18 protein-coding genes are annotated in these 16,348 nt (G+C 37.4%); 8 read left to right on the top strand and 10 right to left on the bottom strand.

The window, feature by feature from the left end; translation table 11 throughout:
- Positions 1-98 precede the first annotated feature (98 nt).
- On the top strand, positions 99-908 hold the full coding sequence (locus H5180_RS18570) for a sulfite exporter TauE/SafE family protein (RefSeq protein ID WP_182758801.1): 810 nt from the start codon (positions 99-101) through the stop codon (positions 906-908).
- Between the two features lie 305 nt (positions 909-1,213).
- Here H5180_RS18570 and H5180_RS18565 read toward each other — a convergent pair whose 3' ends face one another.
- On the bottom strand, positions 1,214-1,630 hold the full coding sequence (locus tag H5180_RS18565) for a VF530 family DNA-binding protein (protein ID WP_145233938.1): 417 nt from the start codon (positions 1,628-1,630) through the stop codon (positions 1,214-1,216).
- 188 nt (positions 1,631-1,818) lie between these two features.
- On the opposite strand from H5180_RS18565, the gene H5180_RS18560 reads away from it, so the two are divergent.
- Positions 1,819-2,385, top strand: a complete 567-nt coding sequence (locus tag H5180_RS18560) for a hypothetical protein (protein WP_149981103.1) — start codon at positions 1,819-1,821, stop codon at positions 2,383-2,385.
- A 203-nt stretch (positions 2,386-2,588) separates the two neighbouring features.
- On the opposite strand, the gene H5180_RS18555 is transcribed toward H5180_RS18560, so the two are convergent.
- Together H5180_RS18555 and H5180_RS18550 are read right to left on the bottom strand one after the other, a co-directional pair.
- Positions 2,589-3,581, bottom strand: a complete 993-nt coding sequence (locus H5180_RS18555; RefSeq protein ID WP_182758800.1) for an MDR family oxidoreductase — start codon at positions 3,579-3,581, stop codon at positions 2,589-2,591.
- Between the two features lie 63 nt (positions 3,582-3,644).
- Positions 3,645-4,280, bottom strand: a complete 636-nt coding sequence (locus H5180_RS18550) for a TetR/AcrR family transcriptional regulator (protein WP_145233944.1) — start codon at positions 4,278-4,280, stop codon at positions 3,645-3,647.
- 468 nt (positions 4,281-4,748) lie between these two features.
- Between H5180_RS18550 and rmf the strand changes: the two genes are divergently transcribed.
- Positions 4,749-4,919 carry a ribosome modulation factor gene (rmf, locus tag H5180_RS18545; protein ID WP_016707188.1) on the top strand — a complete coding sequence of 57 codons (171 nt, stop codon included), beginning with the start codon at positions 4,749-4,751 and terminating at the stop codon, positions 4,917-4,919.
- 79 nt (positions 4,920-4,998) lie between these two features.
- Here rmf and fabA read toward each other — a convergent pair whose 3' ends face one another.
- Positions 4,999-5,514, bottom strand: coding sequence for a bifunctional 3-hydroxydecanoyl-ACP dehydratase/trans-2-decenoyl-ACP isomerase (gene fabA / locus H5180_RS18540; RefSeq protein ID WP_145233946.1), 516 nt, complete (start codon positions 5,512-5,514; stop codon positions 4,999-5,001).
- Positions 5,515-5,718: 204 nt separating this feature from the next.
- On the opposite strand from fabA, the gene H5180_RS18535 reads away from it, so the two are divergent.
- Genes H5180_RS18535 through H5180_RS18525 form a run of 3 tightly spaced genes read left to right on the top strand, consistent with a single transcriptional unit; the run spans position 5,719 to position 7,821 of the window.
- A complete protein-coding gene (locus tag H5180_RS18535; protein WP_149981106.1) occupies positions 5,719-6,576 on the top strand; it encodes a 6-carboxytetrahydropterin synthase in 858 nt (285 codons plus the stop codon).
- On the top strand, positions 6,569-7,384 hold the full coding sequence (locus H5180_RS18530; protein WP_182758799.1) for a M23 family metallopeptidase: 816 nt from the start codon (positions 6,569-6,571) through the stop codon (positions 7,382-7,384). The genes H5180_RS18535 and H5180_RS18530 overlap by 8 nt, the downstream gene beginning before the upstream one ends.
- Before the next feature lie 5 nt (positions 7,385-7,389).
- Complete coding sequence (locus H5180_RS18525) at positions 7,390-7,821, top strand: acyl-CoA thioesterase (RefSeq protein ID WP_064666260.1); 432 nt, start codon at positions 7,390-7,392, stop codon at positions 7,819-7,821.
- A 174-nt stretch (positions 7,822-7,995) separates the two neighbouring features.
- On the opposite strand, the gene H5180_RS18520 is transcribed toward H5180_RS18525, so the two are convergent.
- From H5180_RS18520 to H5180_RS18495, 6 genes are all read right to left on the bottom strand, one after another.
- Positions 7,996-9,318, bottom strand: coding sequence for a Na+/H+ antiporter family protein (locus tag H5180_RS18520; protein ID WP_182758798.1), 1,323 nt, complete (start codon positions 9,316-9,318; stop codon positions 7,996-7,998).
- A complete protein-coding gene (locus H5180_RS18515; RefSeq protein ID WP_182758797.1) occupies positions 9,315-11,309 on the bottom strand; it encodes a DUF3488 and transglutaminase-like domain-containing protein in 1,995 nt (664 codons plus the stop codon). The genes H5180_RS18520 and H5180_RS18515 overlap by 4 nt, the downstream gene beginning before the upstream one ends.
- The gene (locus H5180_RS18510; RefSeq protein ID WP_182718843.1) at positions 11,296-12,123 is read right to left on the bottom strand and encodes a DUF58 domain-containing protein; all 828 of its coding nucleotides are present in this window, start codon (positions 12,121-12,123) and stop codon (positions 11,296-11,298) included. Before H5180_RS18510 ends, H5180_RS18515 begins: the two co-directional genes overlap by 14 nt.
- A gap of 168 nt (positions 12,124-12,291) precedes the next feature.
- Positions 12,292-13,197, bottom strand: coding sequence for a MoxR family ATPase (locus tag H5180_RS18505; protein ID WP_182732067.1), 906 nt, complete (start codon positions 13,195-13,197; stop codon positions 12,292-12,294).
- A gap of 27 nt (positions 13,198-13,224) precedes the next feature.
- Entirely contained in the window at positions 13,225-13,605 is a 381-nt protein-coding gene (locus H5180_RS18500) for a response regulator (protein ID WP_145233960.1), read from the bottom strand.
- Between the two features lie 486 nt (positions 13,606-14,091).
- The gene (locus H5180_RS18495) at positions 14,092-14,319 is read right to left on the bottom strand and encodes a hypothetical protein (protein WP_259397336.1); all 228 of its coding nucleotides are present in this window, start codon (positions 14,317-14,319) and stop codon (positions 14,092-14,094) included.
- A 171-nt stretch (positions 14,320-14,490) separates the two neighbouring features.
- On the opposite strand from H5180_RS18495, the gene H5180_RS18490 reads away from it, so the two are divergent.
- Both H5180_RS18490 and H5180_RS18485 read left to right on the top strand, forming a co-directional pair.
- Positions 14,491-15,003 carry a hypothetical protein gene (locus tag H5180_RS18490; protein WP_182732068.1) on the top strand — a complete coding sequence of 171 codons (513 nt, stop codon included), beginning with the start codon at positions 14,491-14,493 and terminating at the stop codon, positions 15,001-15,003.
- A gap of 766 nt (positions 15,004-15,769) precedes the next feature.
- Positions 15,770-16,291 (top strand): hypothetical protein, encoded by a 522-nt coding sequence (locus H5180_RS18485; protein ID WP_182732069.1) that lies wholly within the window; start codon positions 15,770-15,772, stop codon positions 16,289-16,291.
- Positions 16,292-16,348 lie beyond the last annotated feature (57 nt).

Genomic DNA, 16,348 nt, shown 5'->3' with positions numbered 1-16,348 from the left:
ACTCGCGGCCAATATGGTGAGTGATAGCTGCTCAATAGGAAATAGAATCGCATTCATTTAGCATGAGTGCTCCCAAATTATAATAAGAGATAAACGCAATGAGTGAATTGATAATGTTGATTTTATACTGCGCCTTACTTGGCAGTGGCGTAGGTTTTTTAGCAGGGCTGCTAGGTATTGGGGGCGGACTGGTTATTGTTCCTGTGTTGAGTATTATTTTACTGCATTTTGAAATTCTACCAGCTGAGCAAGTCGTTATTGCCGCAATTGCAACGTCATTAGCATCAATATTATTTACATCAACGTCTTCCGCAATCGCACATCATAAAAATGGCAATGTTCCATGGACTCTTGCTCCTTGGGTAATGACGGGCGTTGCACTGGGGGCGCTTATCAGTGGCTTTATAGCGGCACTATTACCTGAGCAGGTTGTTCGCTTAGTGTTTGCTGTCACAGTGGTACTTATTGCGATAAAGATGTTTGTAAGTAATAAGCGTGAGCCATCGGTTGAGCGTGACATGCCCAATAAAGGTGTGTTAACCATTATGACCACTATCACCGGCGGCTTGTCTGCGATGATCGGTATTGGCGGAGGCGCGCTTTTGGTACCATTGTTAACGTTCTTCTCAGTCGATATGAAAAAAGCCATAGGGTGTGCATCCGCATGCGGCATTGTTATCGCATTATTTGGTTCAATTGGTTACATCAGCTCAGGTAGCACTGTGTACCAGCTTGCCGATGGATTTACTGGATTTGTGTATTTACCAGCGTTATTCGGTATTATTTGCACATCCTGGTTTACCGCCCCGTTAGGCGCCAAAGCCACCCATCACTTACCGGTTTCTTTGATCAAAAAAATCTTCGCCGCATTGTTGCTAGTAACCGCTGTCAAAATGATTATGTATTAAATGAAAGGGTGCTGCAGTGATACGATTAGAGCCAATAATTAATCAAATCGGCTCTATTTACGTAGGCTAGCTCTTTAAGCGCAGCGAACCTTAATTTCTTTGTGAATAATTCACTAAAATTTTATTGCACAAAGAGGAAAGAATGAGAAATAAATGAGGGCTTAAATCTGAAAAAGCTAAGTCGTTTTTTAAATGAAAGTACATTAGAACATTTATGAAAAGTATCCGTATAAACGCAACAAAGCTGGCACTGCCAGCTTAATTATTAAAACATTTGTTAGCACCTAGCACCTAGCACCTAGCACCTAGTTACCCCAAGGATTACTGGCATTTGAGCGTTGTTTACGCGTCCGTGCACGATCTTTGGCTTCTTTTTTCGCTTGAATACGTTTTGCGTCGCTAAAACTTAACTCACATGGTTCACCCGGTTTATGATCTTCAGGAATAACGCGGTCACGTGGTGGTAGTTCATATTGAACATCATCGGGTTTAGGTAGATTTTTTAATCTATAAAGATAAAAGTTTTCAACTTTATCTTGTGCCCACTGGGTTTTACGCAAAAATTTAACTGCAGATTTGATGTCAGGGTTGTTTTTAAAACAATTTAGCAGTAGATAAGCATGTAAAAGCTCCCACCCATATTGATCAACTAACTCTGATACAACTTGCTCAAGTTTAACGCCTTGTAGCGGGTTATTGCCGAATAAATCTTCATTACTCATGTTTTACACTCTTTTCTAAAATCTAATCCCAGAATTATAATTTTTATCACGATAATTTGATACAAGAATATCAAGTCAGTTTGCTTGTGTAATTTACATTTGTTTACTTTATCGGTAATATTAGCGCGCTTTAATAAGCATCGGCATGACGCCACAACATTGGATGATAGATTTAAGGAATAATATACATGGGTCTTTTTAATAAAATTAAAACACAAGCTACCACTATTGGTTCAAATATCAGCGAATCAACGTCTAAACTAAGCTCTGATATGAGCACCTCAATGAAAGAGAACTCAAAGTTATCGGCGATCCGCTCTGAGATCACTTCAATAGAAGGGCAGCTAAATATTGGTTATCAAGATATTGGTAAAAAATACGTCGAAAATTTACTAGAAAACCAAGGACAAAATATCGAAAGTGCTTTGCAAGAAGCATTAAACCGTGTTGAACCGTTACTTGAGAAAAAAATTGAGCTTGAAGATGAAGCTATTGAAATTGAGAAAAAGCTAAAAGATCAAATCATCATTCAAGAAAAAGCAATTTTTCAAAAAGAATACGATCAAGAAAAAGAGAAGCTTGAAAAAGCCGTTAAACTTGATGTGATCTCTGTAGCAGAAAAAGAACAGAAATTAGCTAAAGCACGATTAAAGCTTGATAATTTTGACACTATTCGTAAAGTTAAAAAACAGTATGAAATGAGTTTAATTTCAAAAGACGAATTAAACGAAAAGCTTGCTGCTTTAGGCGTGTAATGACGAAGAAATTAAAGCTTCTTTTACAAGAAGCTTTAATAATACCAATTGAGTTAAATATTTAACCATTCTGGAGGGCTAAAAACTACGTCAGTAATTTTTCAAGTAGAACAACGGCATGTCAAAATTCCTGTCTTGTTATTACTGCATTTCTATGTCGCTATAAATACTTAGTAACTTAACACGATTGGTATAACTTTTTTTTACTGTTGGCAATTTACTACTACACGGCCTCGGATATTTCCGGCCATCAGCTCATCAGCCGCGTTAATAACCTGCTCTAAATTAATTTCAGTCGATATTTTATCTAAGTAGCTCTGCTCAACAAGCTCACCTAGACGTTGCCATGCTTGGATGCGGTCGACCTTAGGACGCATTACACTGTCTATGCCGATTAATGAAATACCACGCAAAATAAACGGCGCAACGGATGCAGGAAAATCCATGCCTTGTGCTAAACCGCAAGCAGTAACAACACCGCCATACTTTAAAGAAGCACAAATATTAGCAAGGGTATGACTGCCAACTGAATCAATGGCTGCAGCAAAACGTTCTTTTGCTAATGGCTTACCTGGATTTGATAGCTCATTTCGGTCGATCACTTCAGAGGCGCCAAGTTGTTTTAAATGTTCGCTTTGATTTACACGACCTGTTGCTGCAACTACGGTAAAACCTAGTAGATTAAGTAAATAGACGGCAAAACTACCTACACCACCGTTTGCACCCGTTACTAAAATATCACCAGAGTCGGGAGTGATGCCTTGCTTTTCAAGCGCAATAATACTGAGCATCGCGGTGTAACCGGCAGTACCAATTTGCATGGCCTGATTAGGTGTTAACGACGTTGGGAGTGGGATCAACCAATCGCCATTAACAGCGGCTTGTTGAGCCAGCCCCCCCCAGTATTTTTCGCCAACACCAAAGCCATTTAGTAATACCAACTGATCAATAGCGAACTCGCTAGAATCACTGGCTATTACTTTACCCACTAAATCAATACCCGGCACCATAGGAAATGAGCGCACCACGGGGCCTTTTCCTGTAATAGCTAGACCATCTTTATAATTTAGGGTGCTGTAAAGCACATCTAGTTTGACAGGGAGATTGGGTAATTCGCTATTATTTAGTGTTTGTACTGACGCGGTATACTTATCGTCAGTATTATTTATAACAATGGCTTTAAATTGATTGTTCATCTGGACTCCATTTAGACCGATCGTCTTTTAATTGTTATGCAAAAAGAGCAATTACTTAAGCCGTTACCTAAGCAATGCACGTAAAAACATTTCAGTATATAAAATAAGTGGCTGAGTATTTTTAGTTAGCTTGGCACGCATTACAGCACCTTCCCAGCCAATCCAAAAAAATTCACTCATTTGTGTGGTATTCACGTTGGCTGCAATAACACGCTCCTGCTGAGCTTGTGCCAGGCAAACTTGCACATGTTGTTGCCAAATCTCGTAACTGGTCAATAGTTTATTTTTAAAGTCAGCGCTGAGGTGGTTTAGTTCCTGATTTAAATTACCGACTAGACAACCGCGACTAAAATCGTACTTTTGCATACCCCTTGCTGCACTTTGGGTGAAATTGATTAGTCGCTCTAAAGGAGGGATATCGCTTGCCCCTAGATAGCGAATAAGTTTAGCAACAAAGTAATCGTTATAAGCGTCTATAACAGCTAAGCCGTAGGCATCTTTATTATTAAAGTAGTGGTAAAAAGAACCTTTTGGAACACCTACTTTTTTTAAAATAGTATCAAGTCCTGTGGCACTGAAGCCAAACTCGGTAAGTGTTTCTACCCCCGTAGCAATAAGTAATGCTTTGGTGTCGGCATTACTGCGGGCAACTTTTGGTGGGCGACCACGTCGTGGTGGATTTTGACTGTTTTTTAGCATAAACACATATTAGACCGATCGTATTTATATATGCAAGGATTAATTATTAAACAATTTAAAAAAGTGTACGTGAAATGTGGGCTAATTAAGTGCGAATAAGCCGCAGTAAAGTGGTCTGAAATAAGTTCAAAAATTAAACTTCTTTACTATTAATGAGTTGAAATAAATTTGTCATAATTACATTTTTTATAGGAACTTCATCCATAAACCGCAGTCACAATTAGAGCAGGAAACTGCGTGTTAGTGATTAGATAGTCGTAATTTTTTGTACATATATGGGTCGCACAGAAGATGGTACGACCACTTTACTTTTTTATATGTTAATTCATTTTTGCATCAGCAGCTTAGTTAAAGTCAATTTATTTAATTGCTTTTGTGATTTGAATTTAACAGTTTTATTAACTATTCATTAAATGTAGATGTCACGAACACTACAAATATATAAATATAAAAGGTGAGGATTTACCTATGAAGAGACAGAAAAGAGATCGGTTAGAAAGAGCTCATTCTCAAGGCTTTAAAGCAGGCCTCGCGGGCCGTTCAAAAGACCTATGCCCTTATCAACAAGTAGACCCAAAATCAGAGTGGTTAGGCGGTTGGCGCGAAGCGATAGAAAATCGCAATATGTATAAAACCTAATTTTTAAGTATTGAATTAAAGCAAAAACGCCGCTGTTTATGAAACAGCGGCGTTTTTGTAGCTGGGTTTTAATAAAAAATTAAAACGCGCTAGTATCTTGGAATAAACCAACTTTTAAATCTTTTGCTTCGTAGATAACGCGGCCATCTACTTCAACAGTACCATCAGCCATCCCCATGAATAATTTACGTTTAATAACGCGCTTCATGGTCAAACGGTAGGTAACTTTTTTTGCTGTTGGTAAAATTTGCCCAGTAAATTTAACTTCACCTACACCTAGCGCACGGCCAAGACCAGGACCACCAGACCAACCAAGGAAAAAGCCAACCAGTTGCCACATTGCATCTAAACCAAGACAACCTGGCATGACTGGATCACCTTTAAAGTGACAAGCAAAAAACCAAAGATCAGGGTTAATATCAAGCTCAGCAACGATTTCACCTTTACCATGCTCTCCACCGTCATCAGTGATTGAGATGATACGATCCATCATTAACATGTTGTCACTTGGTAGACGACAATTGCCTTCTCCAAACATTTCACCTTGACCACATAGGATCAAATCTTCTTTTGTATAACTATTTTTAGGTTCCATAACACTTTTCATCGCTTAGAAATTGCCACGTACTTTAGCGTACACTTGTACGCTAAACAACTCGGAGCAGTTAAAAAAATAATTTATTTGCACGAAATACCACCGCTTAGGTGAAGAACATGCTAATTACACGATTAAATCGCGCAATTACTAGCAAAAATCATTATAATTACCGTGATTTTTTAACCAGTATAAAGGAAGTTTATGATCCTTTTTGTTAACGCACTTACCGTAATTGATTTTTCTTACTTGTGTAATAAACGAGGCGCAGTTGGCGAGAGCTGGATTGTTGATTTAACCTTGCATGGCAAGTTAAATGAAGAGTCTATGGTGCTTGATTTTGGCTTAGTTAAAAAGCAAATCAAAGGCATTATCGACCAATGTATTGATCACAAGCTGGCCATTGGCAACCAAATTAACGGCCAAGTTGAAAACCATGGTGACTACACAACACTTGATTGTACTTTTGGTGATGATCACCACTTAGCAATGAGCGCGCCAAACCAAGCGTTTTGTTTAATTGATGCTGATGTTATTAATGAGCAGTCAGTTATTGAATTTTTAATTGCTACAATCATGCCGCAGTTACCAAGCAATATCGATAAAATCGAAATTGAGTTAAAGCCAGAGCATAGTAAGAGCTTTTATTATCACTATAGTCATGGCCTTAAAAAGCACGACGGTAATTGCCAGCGTATTATTCATGGTCACCGTTCGCAAATTGGTATTGCCCTTGATGGAATGGCAATGCCACGCTTACAAAAGCAATGGGCTGATAAATGGCAAGATATTTATTTAGCGACAGCAGAAGATCAAATTCAAGCGCCGCAGCTACAGCACATCAGCGCCAAAGAAAATGACCTCTGTTTTGCCTATACCGCCGCACAAGGCTATTTTGAAATGGCAATAAGTAAAGAACGGTGTGATATTTTACCCATTGATACTACGGTTGAATGTATTGCAGGTTACCTTGCTGAGCAAGTTAAAGCGCAGCATCCTGACAATGACGTAAAAGTCACAGCATACGAAGGTGTGGCCAAAGGGTCCATTTGTTATGCGTAAATTATTAGCCGTTTCGTTATTTGCTACTGTGAGCTTTTTTGCTGATGCAGTGGAGCTAAAAGGTCACTTAACCCAAGGCGGGTTAGTGACGGGTCAAATTGATGGGGTTAAGTCAGTTATTTTTAATGGCCAAGCATTAAAAACCACCGCACAAGGTGATTTTGTATTTGGCTTTGGCCGTGATGCTGAATTAACCCATCAATTAGCCTGGGTTGATGCAGACGGTGTCAAACATCAGCAAGCGATTGAGATCACTAAACGTGATTATAAAATTGATAAAATTACTGGAGTGGCAAGTAAATATGTGTCACCGCCAAAAGCGGTAAGTGAACGTATCAGCCGCGAAGCTGTGGCAGTAAGAAATGCCCGAAAAGTTGACTCTGAGCTTAGGTATTTTTTAGATCCAGTTTACAAACCTGCACAAGGGCGTATTTCGGGTGTGTATGGTAGCCAACGCTATTTTAATGGTGAGCCTCGTCGGCCACATTTTGGTTTAGATATAGCCAACAAAACAGGCAGCCCTGTTTATGCGCCTGTCAGTGGTACCGTTGTTTTTGCTGATAACGACCTTTATTACTCTGGCGGCACTTTAATTTTAGATCATGGCCACAGTGTCACGTCTACCTACATACACTTAAGTAAGCTTGATGTAAAAGTAGGGGATACCATTAAACGTGGTGATAAAATAGCTGAAATTGGTGCGACTGGTCGTGTAACTGGTCCTCATCTGGATTGGCGTTTTAATTGGAAAGGCGAACGCCTTGATCCTGCACTTATGATGTTAGATAAATTAGCAAACCAAAAGTAGAGAACATGACAACTCAAGTAAACCGTGAAGAAATAATTGCTCAGCGCATTAAAGACTCAACGACTTCGGTCACAAAAACAGTATTTCCTGGGCGCACTAATCACCACAATACCTTGTTTGGTGGTGATGCATTGGCATGGATGGACGAAGTTGCATTTATTGCTGCAACGCGCTTTTGCCGTAAACCATTGGTAACCATTTCATCAGATAGAGTTGATTTTAAAGAAGCTATTCCAGCTGGAACCTTCGCTGAATTGATCTCAAAAGTTGTGCATGTAGGCAATACAAGTTTAAGAGTCGACGTTGAAATATTCTTAGAAACAATGCACAGGGATGATAAACACTCGGCAATTACTGGCAGTTTTACATTCGTTGCGGTCGATGACAATCACAGACCTACGCCGGTTGTATGCGATAAGATGATTTATGGTTTTTAAACCGAGTTGTTAAGTTAAGAAAGCACTTTTATGGTGCTTTCTTTGCTTTATAAAAAGAACACATCATACTACATTACACTATTTTATATCTTTAGCATCTTCGTTAAAAAAATAATTAAGTAACCAAGTAGGGGACTTAATCTATTCTCTACTTGGTTACTCATATTCAAGGTATTAAAGCACCATAGCGGCTATCCAGCCAAATATTAGTAATGGAATATTAAAGTGGATAAAAGTAGGCACAACTGAATCCCAGATATGATCATGCTGACCGTCAGCGTTTAAGCCGGAAGTTGGTCCTAAGGTTGAATCGGAAGCAGGGGAGCCAGCATCGCCTAAAGCACCTGCGGTTCCCACTAAAGCTGCGGTTGCCATCATTGAAAAGTTAAGCTCTAAGCACAGTGGCACAAACAAGGTTGCTATTATTGGCACTGTGGAAAATGAGCTGCCAATCCCCATGGTGATCATTAAACCAACTAATAAAATTAGTGCAGCTGCCAAAGGTTTGTTGCCATCAATAATCAATGCGGCGCTTTGTACTAAGCTAGTCACATCGCCTGTCGCTTTCATTACAGAGGCAAACCCTTGAGCTGAGATCATGATAAATCCAATCATTGCCATCATTGCTACGCCTTTACTAAATACGTCGCTATTTTGCTCCCACTTAACTACGCCAAACAAACTAAAAATCATCACCCCAACTAAGCCACCTAAAATCATTGAACCACTGACATTTTGTGCTGCTAAAGAGGCTAATACCGCTGTAATACCGACTAACAATACTTTTTTAGGTTGTTCTACAACCACATTAGTTGCGTGCTCTTGATGTTCATCATGCTGATAATCCCGACGTTTTCTATAACTGATAAACACAGCTACAATTAACCCAACTAACATGCCACAGGCAGGAATGATCATCGCTATAGGTACTTGGGTATTAATGATATCTAAGCCATTTTCCACTAAGTTTTTATGTAAAATCGAGTATAAATAAATTCCACCAAAGCCATAGGGTAAAACCATATATGAGGTTGCTAGACCAAACGTTAAAATACAGGCAATAGCACGTCGGTCTAACCTTAGTTTATTAAATATAACCAGTAGCGGGGGTATCAAAATTGGTATAAAAGCTATATGGACTGGGACTAGGTTCTGCGATGAAATTGCACACACTAAAATTATCAGTAAAATAAAATAGCTTAAATTCGTTTCGCTATTACTACTATTGTTATTTACTTTAGCGAGTAGTTTTGCAGCTAAAATGCGCGTTAAGCCTGATTTTGAAATCGCAACAGCGAATGCGCCTAGCATTGCATAGCTTAGAGCGATCTCAGCTCCGCCAGAGAGGCCTGCGTTAAATGCGTTTAGGGTATCGTTTAAGCTAAGTCCGGCGGTTAAACCGGCGACTAAAGCACTTAAAGTCATAGCAACAATTACATTAACGCGGGCTAAAGTAAGGCCAAGCATTAAAATAACGCCAATCACGACTGCATTCATAGAGTTCTCTTAGTTGTTGTTTTAATTAATTTTACCAGATTTTTACTGTGTTTTTTACGATAAGCGCTAAATATTAGCTGGCGATAACGCACATCGGAGTATAATTGCGCAAATTGCATGATATATGTCCGCTTGTTAGGCAGCTGTTGAGCTGCATATGCTAAAAATTGCAGCGGCGTTTGATTTGACGGTGCAGAAATACCTTGCTTATTACACCAACGCACAACAGTAAGGTAGTCTTTTGCGAGTGAATGCGCTGGCGATTCTGGCTTTTTAGGCCAAGACAAATACACAAAGTAACAAATAAAGGCTAAACATACGGTTGCTATCACCATCAGTGAAATTTGCCAAAGCTGTTTATTACCGAATAATTCTTTTAGCAGGGAAGATTGCTTTTGCTGGTCAAAACCTAACACCCAATTTGTCCATTGGTAATCAAGATTTTCAAGCTTAAGCCTTAACCAGTTAATACCAGCAATATTACTCAATCGTAATAAGCCAAAACTCAAGTTGCTAGTAAATTCGCTATTAAGCTGCAAGTGCTGTGATAAAGATCCGTTTAATCGTTCAGGTGAAACAACCGCAGTTGCATCAAAAATTTGCCAACCTTTATTTTTTATAAATACTTCAACCCATGCATGGGCATCATATTGATAGACGCTCATATAACTATTTTGTTGATTATACTCACCACCTAAGTACCCCGAAACAACGCGGGCAGGAATACCAACACTTCTAAACATAAATGCAGCTGTGCTGGCATAATGGCCACAAAAACCACGTTTATTAGCAAATAAAAACTGGTCAAGGGTGTTGTTACCGGTAATTGGATCGGGCGTTAAGGTATAGCTAAAGTTATTATTGGCAAAGTAGTCATACAGTGCTGAATAAAAAGCCTGATCATCGTTATTATGTTGTTCATACAGACGTTTAGCTAAAGACTGCGACTGTAAATTAGTCTCTTTAGCTAAACTAAGCTGCACGTTTTGATAGTGTGCAGAGCGAGAGAGTTCAGCCAAGCTAAAAGCATAACTCTGGGCTGTATAGCTAATACTATTAGCTAAAAAACGTTTCCGCAGTAGTAATCCATTGCTGGTTGTTTTTACATCTTGATGGGCCGAGTCGGCAAACTGTAAACCATAAAGCCAAGGCTTAGCGCCAGGCTCTGCAAAAATTTGATAACTATATAATGGTTCACCACGTTCAGCTGATGTGGTTTGGTCAATTACTTGTTGGCTTTTTAAAATGTCCGATATTAACCAGCGTTTCCCATCAAACTCATCATGTATAATCGCTCGCCAGTAATAGGGGGAAGATGGCTTTTGCTGATCAAATTTAGCTCGAAATACTAACTCATCTGAATTAGACAGTTTGGCTATATCAAATGGATCAACACTTTCTGACAAACCGGTTTTAGCGAGTTTTGGCCCCGGTAATTGCCAAAATGCGGGAAGTTTCGGTAACAATAATAATAAAAATATCGCTAAAGGTAGTGCTAGCAACAAAAGTTTGCAGCTGTCTTTAGCTGCAATTTTTAAACTATGTTTAGATTCAATCAGCGCTAAAAGCGCAAAATTTAAAATATATAGCATGCTAATTACTAGCGTAGCAAATAAGCTCTGAGAAAATAGATATACTGTTGAGAGACTAAAAAAACTTAACAAAATGATAGTTTGATAATGCTTTTTTGTATTGGCTTGCAGTAATTTAAATAAGCTAGAGAGGATCAGCATCGCAACAAATAAAGTCACCGTATCGCTAAAACCTACGTCATAAAACAAGATCAATAGACTCAAACCGGCCAAAGTATTTGCTAATATGGCATTGGGTTTATTTCTTTTCAATAAGGTAACGGCTAGATTCCAAATACACAAACTAGCTAATAATGTATTAAATAGAGGAGGTAACTCAGTAAAAATAAAACTCAGCACTAAAATATAAACAATAGATAACGACAAATTGATCGCGGTTAAATTATCAGTGACTTTCATTTTCATCCTTTGCAAAACGGCTTAGTGCTTCTAAACACTGTTTACAATGTTCTTTGGTATCACTGATCGCGTATAGTCCTGCTTCTAATTGCAGGCCATAACTAACGCCTTGTGAGTAAGCCTGAGTGACTAAATAGCTTAATTGTTGTAGGCGGGATTCGGTATTTCCTTGTAACTGATTAAAATCAAAAACAACACTTTGGGCTGAATAATTTACAAACTCTTTTACCATTAATTGCTGAGTTTTTGCGTAATGTTTCCATGATATTCGTTTCATATTCATACCAGTTTGATGAATATTTAAACCATCAAATTCATCACTACCATGGCTGTTTTTATGCAGGCCATCATCAGTGTTGTGGTTATTTTGCAAACTAGCTTCATGCAATGGTTTGAGTTGTTGCGGGTAGACAAATACCGTATGTGCTAATTGCATGTAGCTCCATACTGATACTAATCCAAACGGGTACTTGCTGATTATTTTTAATCGGCGCAAGGGGTATTCACCACGTTCTTTTAATCCTAAATCTAAATTAACTATTTGCTTTTGACTGGTTATTTCATCAACGGTTGTGAGGGTTTTATTTTCATAAATAAACTGCAATGATTGACATTTTTTTTCGGTTTTTAGTTGCAGCTCTAATAATGCAGAGCAGGGAGCATAGCTAGCTATATGATTTTTATAATCAATTTTTAATCCTTTAAGATTGCTATAACCCATAAGTAGCGAAAATATCATTACGACAAGCATTAAATAAGCCATCGCTAAAATCAGATTATTCTGATAATTAATGCCTAATATAAAATTAAGCATAGTAACCACTAAAAAGCTCACGCCCAATTTTGATGGCAAAACATATATTGTGTTATGCGTTAAGGTAAGATGTTCGGTATTATGTTTATTTCTTACTAATAGCTTGAATACCTTAGCTTTAAACTGAAACCAAAAAGTAGGGCGCTTTCCTGTTTTATTGTTCATACCTTAAAGTGGCACATCAACAGTATTTATTAATTGTTTGATCTGTTGTGAGCTAACATCATGCTGCAGACCTAAACGATGTTCGCTAACACTAGCAAAAATAGTTTGGACATCATCAGGGGTAACAAAGTCACGACCATCAATAAACGCCCATGCTTTCGCGGCTTTGCCAACTGCAATACTGGCCCGTGGAGATAACGCATTAGCAAATTGGCTGTTATTTCGGGTAGCAGATACAAGCGCCAAAATATAATCAACAACTGGTTCACTTAACATAACAGCACTTACTTTATTTTGTATTTCAATTAATTGTTGTGTATCGATACGTACAGGTAAGTGTGCATAATCACGATTATGTTGGCCTAAAATGAGTTTACGTTCAGCTTCTTTAGGTGGAAAACCCAAACTAATACGCATAAAAAAACGGTCTAATTGAGATTCAGGTAAAGGATAAGTACCTGATTGATATAAAGGGTTTTGAGTTGCTATAACAAAAAATGGTGTTGGTAGGGCATGCTTATCACCATCCATAGTAACTTGGTTTTCTTCCATTGCCTCTAATAAAGCGCTTTGTGTTTTTGGACCTGCGCGATTTATTTCGTCCGCTAAAACAACTTGACTGAAGATAGGCCCTTTATGAAAAGTAAATTTATGCTCATTGGCATTAAAAATACTTGAGCCCAGTATGTCTGAGGGTAATAAATCACTGGTAAATTGTACTCGTTGATATGATAAACCTAATACCGCAGCAAGTGCATGCGATAAAGTGGTTTTACCCATACCTGGCAAATCTTCAATTAATAAATGACCTTGGCTAAATAAGCAGGTTAACGCGAGTTTTATTTGTTGCTGTTTGCCAAAAATAACCTGAGATAAATCATCAATGATCGCTTGTACGGTCTGTTGCATAGTAACCTTGTAGGTTGATAAATTACATTAAATAAGTTCGAGGCGTTTCATCACAGTATCAACTTTTTTAGCATTAAATGGCTTTGCAATAAAACCTTTAGCACCTAGTTCCCAAGTATTTTGAACATTTTCAAGGCTGTTATGGCCAGAGCACATGACAACATGTGTATGTGGGTAATTGTCATTTAAGTATTCAAGAATTTCTGTACCATCGGTATCGGGAAGTTCAATATCGAGAAAGATAACATTCGGAGACTTTTCATCAATCAACGTTTTAGCCGATTCAAAATCTCTGCTTTCAAGAATATCTTCAAAACCTAACTCAGTTAAGATCTGATTTAAGTAGTCACGTATATCTTGAACATCATCAATTATTAGGATTGGTTCTAACGGGCGCACAAATTCCATATTGTTTACTTCTTGTGATACAGCTTAAATTGTATTTTTAATACTATGCTAAGCGATAATGAAGCTCAAGAAAGATACTCGAATTAAACTGTATTATTGAAATAAATCATCACTAAGTCCGATACCGTCTAGTATTGGACTTAGCAGGTGGTTCTAGGTGTGTATTTGCAGAGGTTCGCATTAATATATTTAATAACCTATAATTTATATTATGTTAAATAGAGTGAGTTTTATAAGTAACAACCTAATTACCGTAATTAATAAACGCTATTTTCCCTACTTGCATGCAAATTTAGGTTAAATCAGTTACACCAATTTCAAACACCTAACTCACACATAACTAATTGTTAATGGCTGGTTGTTTAACTTTGACTCTAAACGCACTTTAAAAGCTGTTTTATATTAGCTGACTTTGAGCGCTGCTCATTTACACACAACTATAATGAGCTGCCGATGTTTAAACTTTACCGGCAGCTATGATGGTATTTAACCCTGGCCTAGCTCTGCCGTGATCATAAAATCTTGGTACGATATTTTTACTTGGTTGCCTATATAAGCAAACGTATTTGGTTTTTGAACAGCGTTCATTAGTTCGTGTACTTGCTCAATTGCCAGTTGGCCAGTTAAGAACTTTTCAACTTGAGTGCTGCTAACTGTAACAGCGCTACTATATATAGGTGCGTTTTTACGTGACATTCCGTTTAGTATATTCACAGGCAAGTGCCCTAGCGTTAATTGCTAGCTATCTGGTATCGACTTTTTAAGCGCTAACTTTGCTGCTGTTACTTAAATTTCAACCATATTTACTTACTAATCATTTTTAACTTTACATAATTATATTTGTAAACCATGTTTATATTAGTTACTAATGTAAAGGAGTACGATATGAAACTTATTTCTATTATTGCTGTTACATCTATACTTTGTGGTTGCAGTACATACTTTAAAAAATCCTATATATCTATTGCCGATAAAAATGAACAAACTGTTGGTACCCTCTTTGTTTGGGAGCCAGATACCAGTGCTGCAGTTATCTTAAACGATCCAGATGGAACAATTAGAGCTTGCATGCAAACTGCATTAGCTATTAAAACAACCGATAGCAAAGGTGAAGCAACTATTTCAGAAGCTATTTTGAACTTGTCCAAAACTGCCGCAAGTGTCTCAACTAGTCAAGGCACTAGTTCTGAAAAAGCGCTTGCGCTGGCTGAGTTATCTGGTTCAATTAAGCAAACTGCAAATATTTTAACAACAACTACTGAACGAACTGCTTTTTTGAACATGGGATTATTTTATATTTGCCAACTATCTGCAAATAAATCAATATCTGAATCTACAACTCTACAATTAACATCTGAGCTTATTAAACAAACCGTTACAATGCACAATAAAGAATAAAATTTTGAGTTTCAGCCAGTTAATATCATTTTTAAAAGTAATAAAATCATATTAACGGTAACCCCCTACTCCGGCCACTATTGGATTGTTTCTGCATTAAATAAATACCAATAGAATAACCTGCAGATGCGAGTTTGTCTGAAAATTTCATTTAAAAGTCTTTATGCTCATCATGAGTGATATAGCTCCAAACTAATGCCGTATTCAATATTCGTGATAGTTATTTACATAGAGTGACTAATAATGGTCTTTATTTCTTCAAATATCATTTTTTCAGAAGTCATGCTAAATTAATTCTATGCAAAATTTTTTGCTAAATAACATTATCGATAATATCGATGATGTTGACTTCGGTATTTTAGAAAAAGTAAAAAGAAAAGTTAGCAGTAAATAATGATAAAGGTTTACTACATGTAGCTATTGTATTCACATACATAAGAACACTCCGTGTTGTGGACAATTGTTAGTATGTACCTTAAAAAATATTCACTGGAACTTTATTTATGCATTTTGGCAGTTGAAATAGATGAAGTTAATAAAACTAGCTCAGAACTTCTCCAACTAATATTAGTGATTAGTAGCTAACACTTTGGTTGAAAAAGTTTTAGAGAAATTACTTTATAAAAAATTGCCTACAAGACGTGAACTTCTGATGTGCAAAAGTTACAACAATACTGACTCAAAAGCTTTTGACTGTCATGAGTGAGGTATTTGTTGATACTGTTGCAGATGGATCTTTGTCTATGGCGTAAAAAAGGATATTAATATGCTTAAAAATACATTTAAAATTGCAACTTTACTGTGTGCAACATTAACGATTTGTAATGTTGCAGCCCTTGCTCCTCAAGCAGATCGTGCAGTTATTCAATATATGAGTGCAGATATTTTACTACCAGATAATTCATTGCTTAATGTTGATATGAGCTTTGATTGTGGTAGTGACTTTTCTAAAACGGCGATGATTATAACCAGTGATGCAGGTGCGCATTTACTTGCTACTGCATTTGCAAGTATGTACGGCAACGCAGCAGGTGATCAGGTTTTGCATAGTTGGAACACTAAAGTAAATGAAGCTGACCCTCGAAAGCCTACATTTCTAGTTGTAACTCCTCCTGAAAATGCTCATGAAAATTGGTATAAAAGTACTATATCAAAAGGGGTTAAAAAAACGTTAAATTATCAAGCAGAATCATTAACATCTGAACGTTCTGATGATTTAAACGTAGAGTTACCAATTGTAAAGCCATATTGTGGTTCTAGAGATCACAGGCCAACATCGGCACAATAATGGTCACTAGGAAATGTGTAAGCCAATTTGATTGGTAATAATAATAAAATGGACACC

This window comes from Pseudoalteromonas sp. SR41-4 (assembly GCF_014163985.1).
Classification (GTDB): domain Bacteria; phylum Pseudomonadota; class Gammaproteobacteria; order Enterobacterales; family Alteromonadaceae; genus Pseudoalteromonas; species Pseudoalteromonas rhizosphaerae.
The sequence above is the reverse complement of the archived record's forward strand: the minus strand, read 5'-3'. Positions and strand labels throughout refer to the sequence as shown.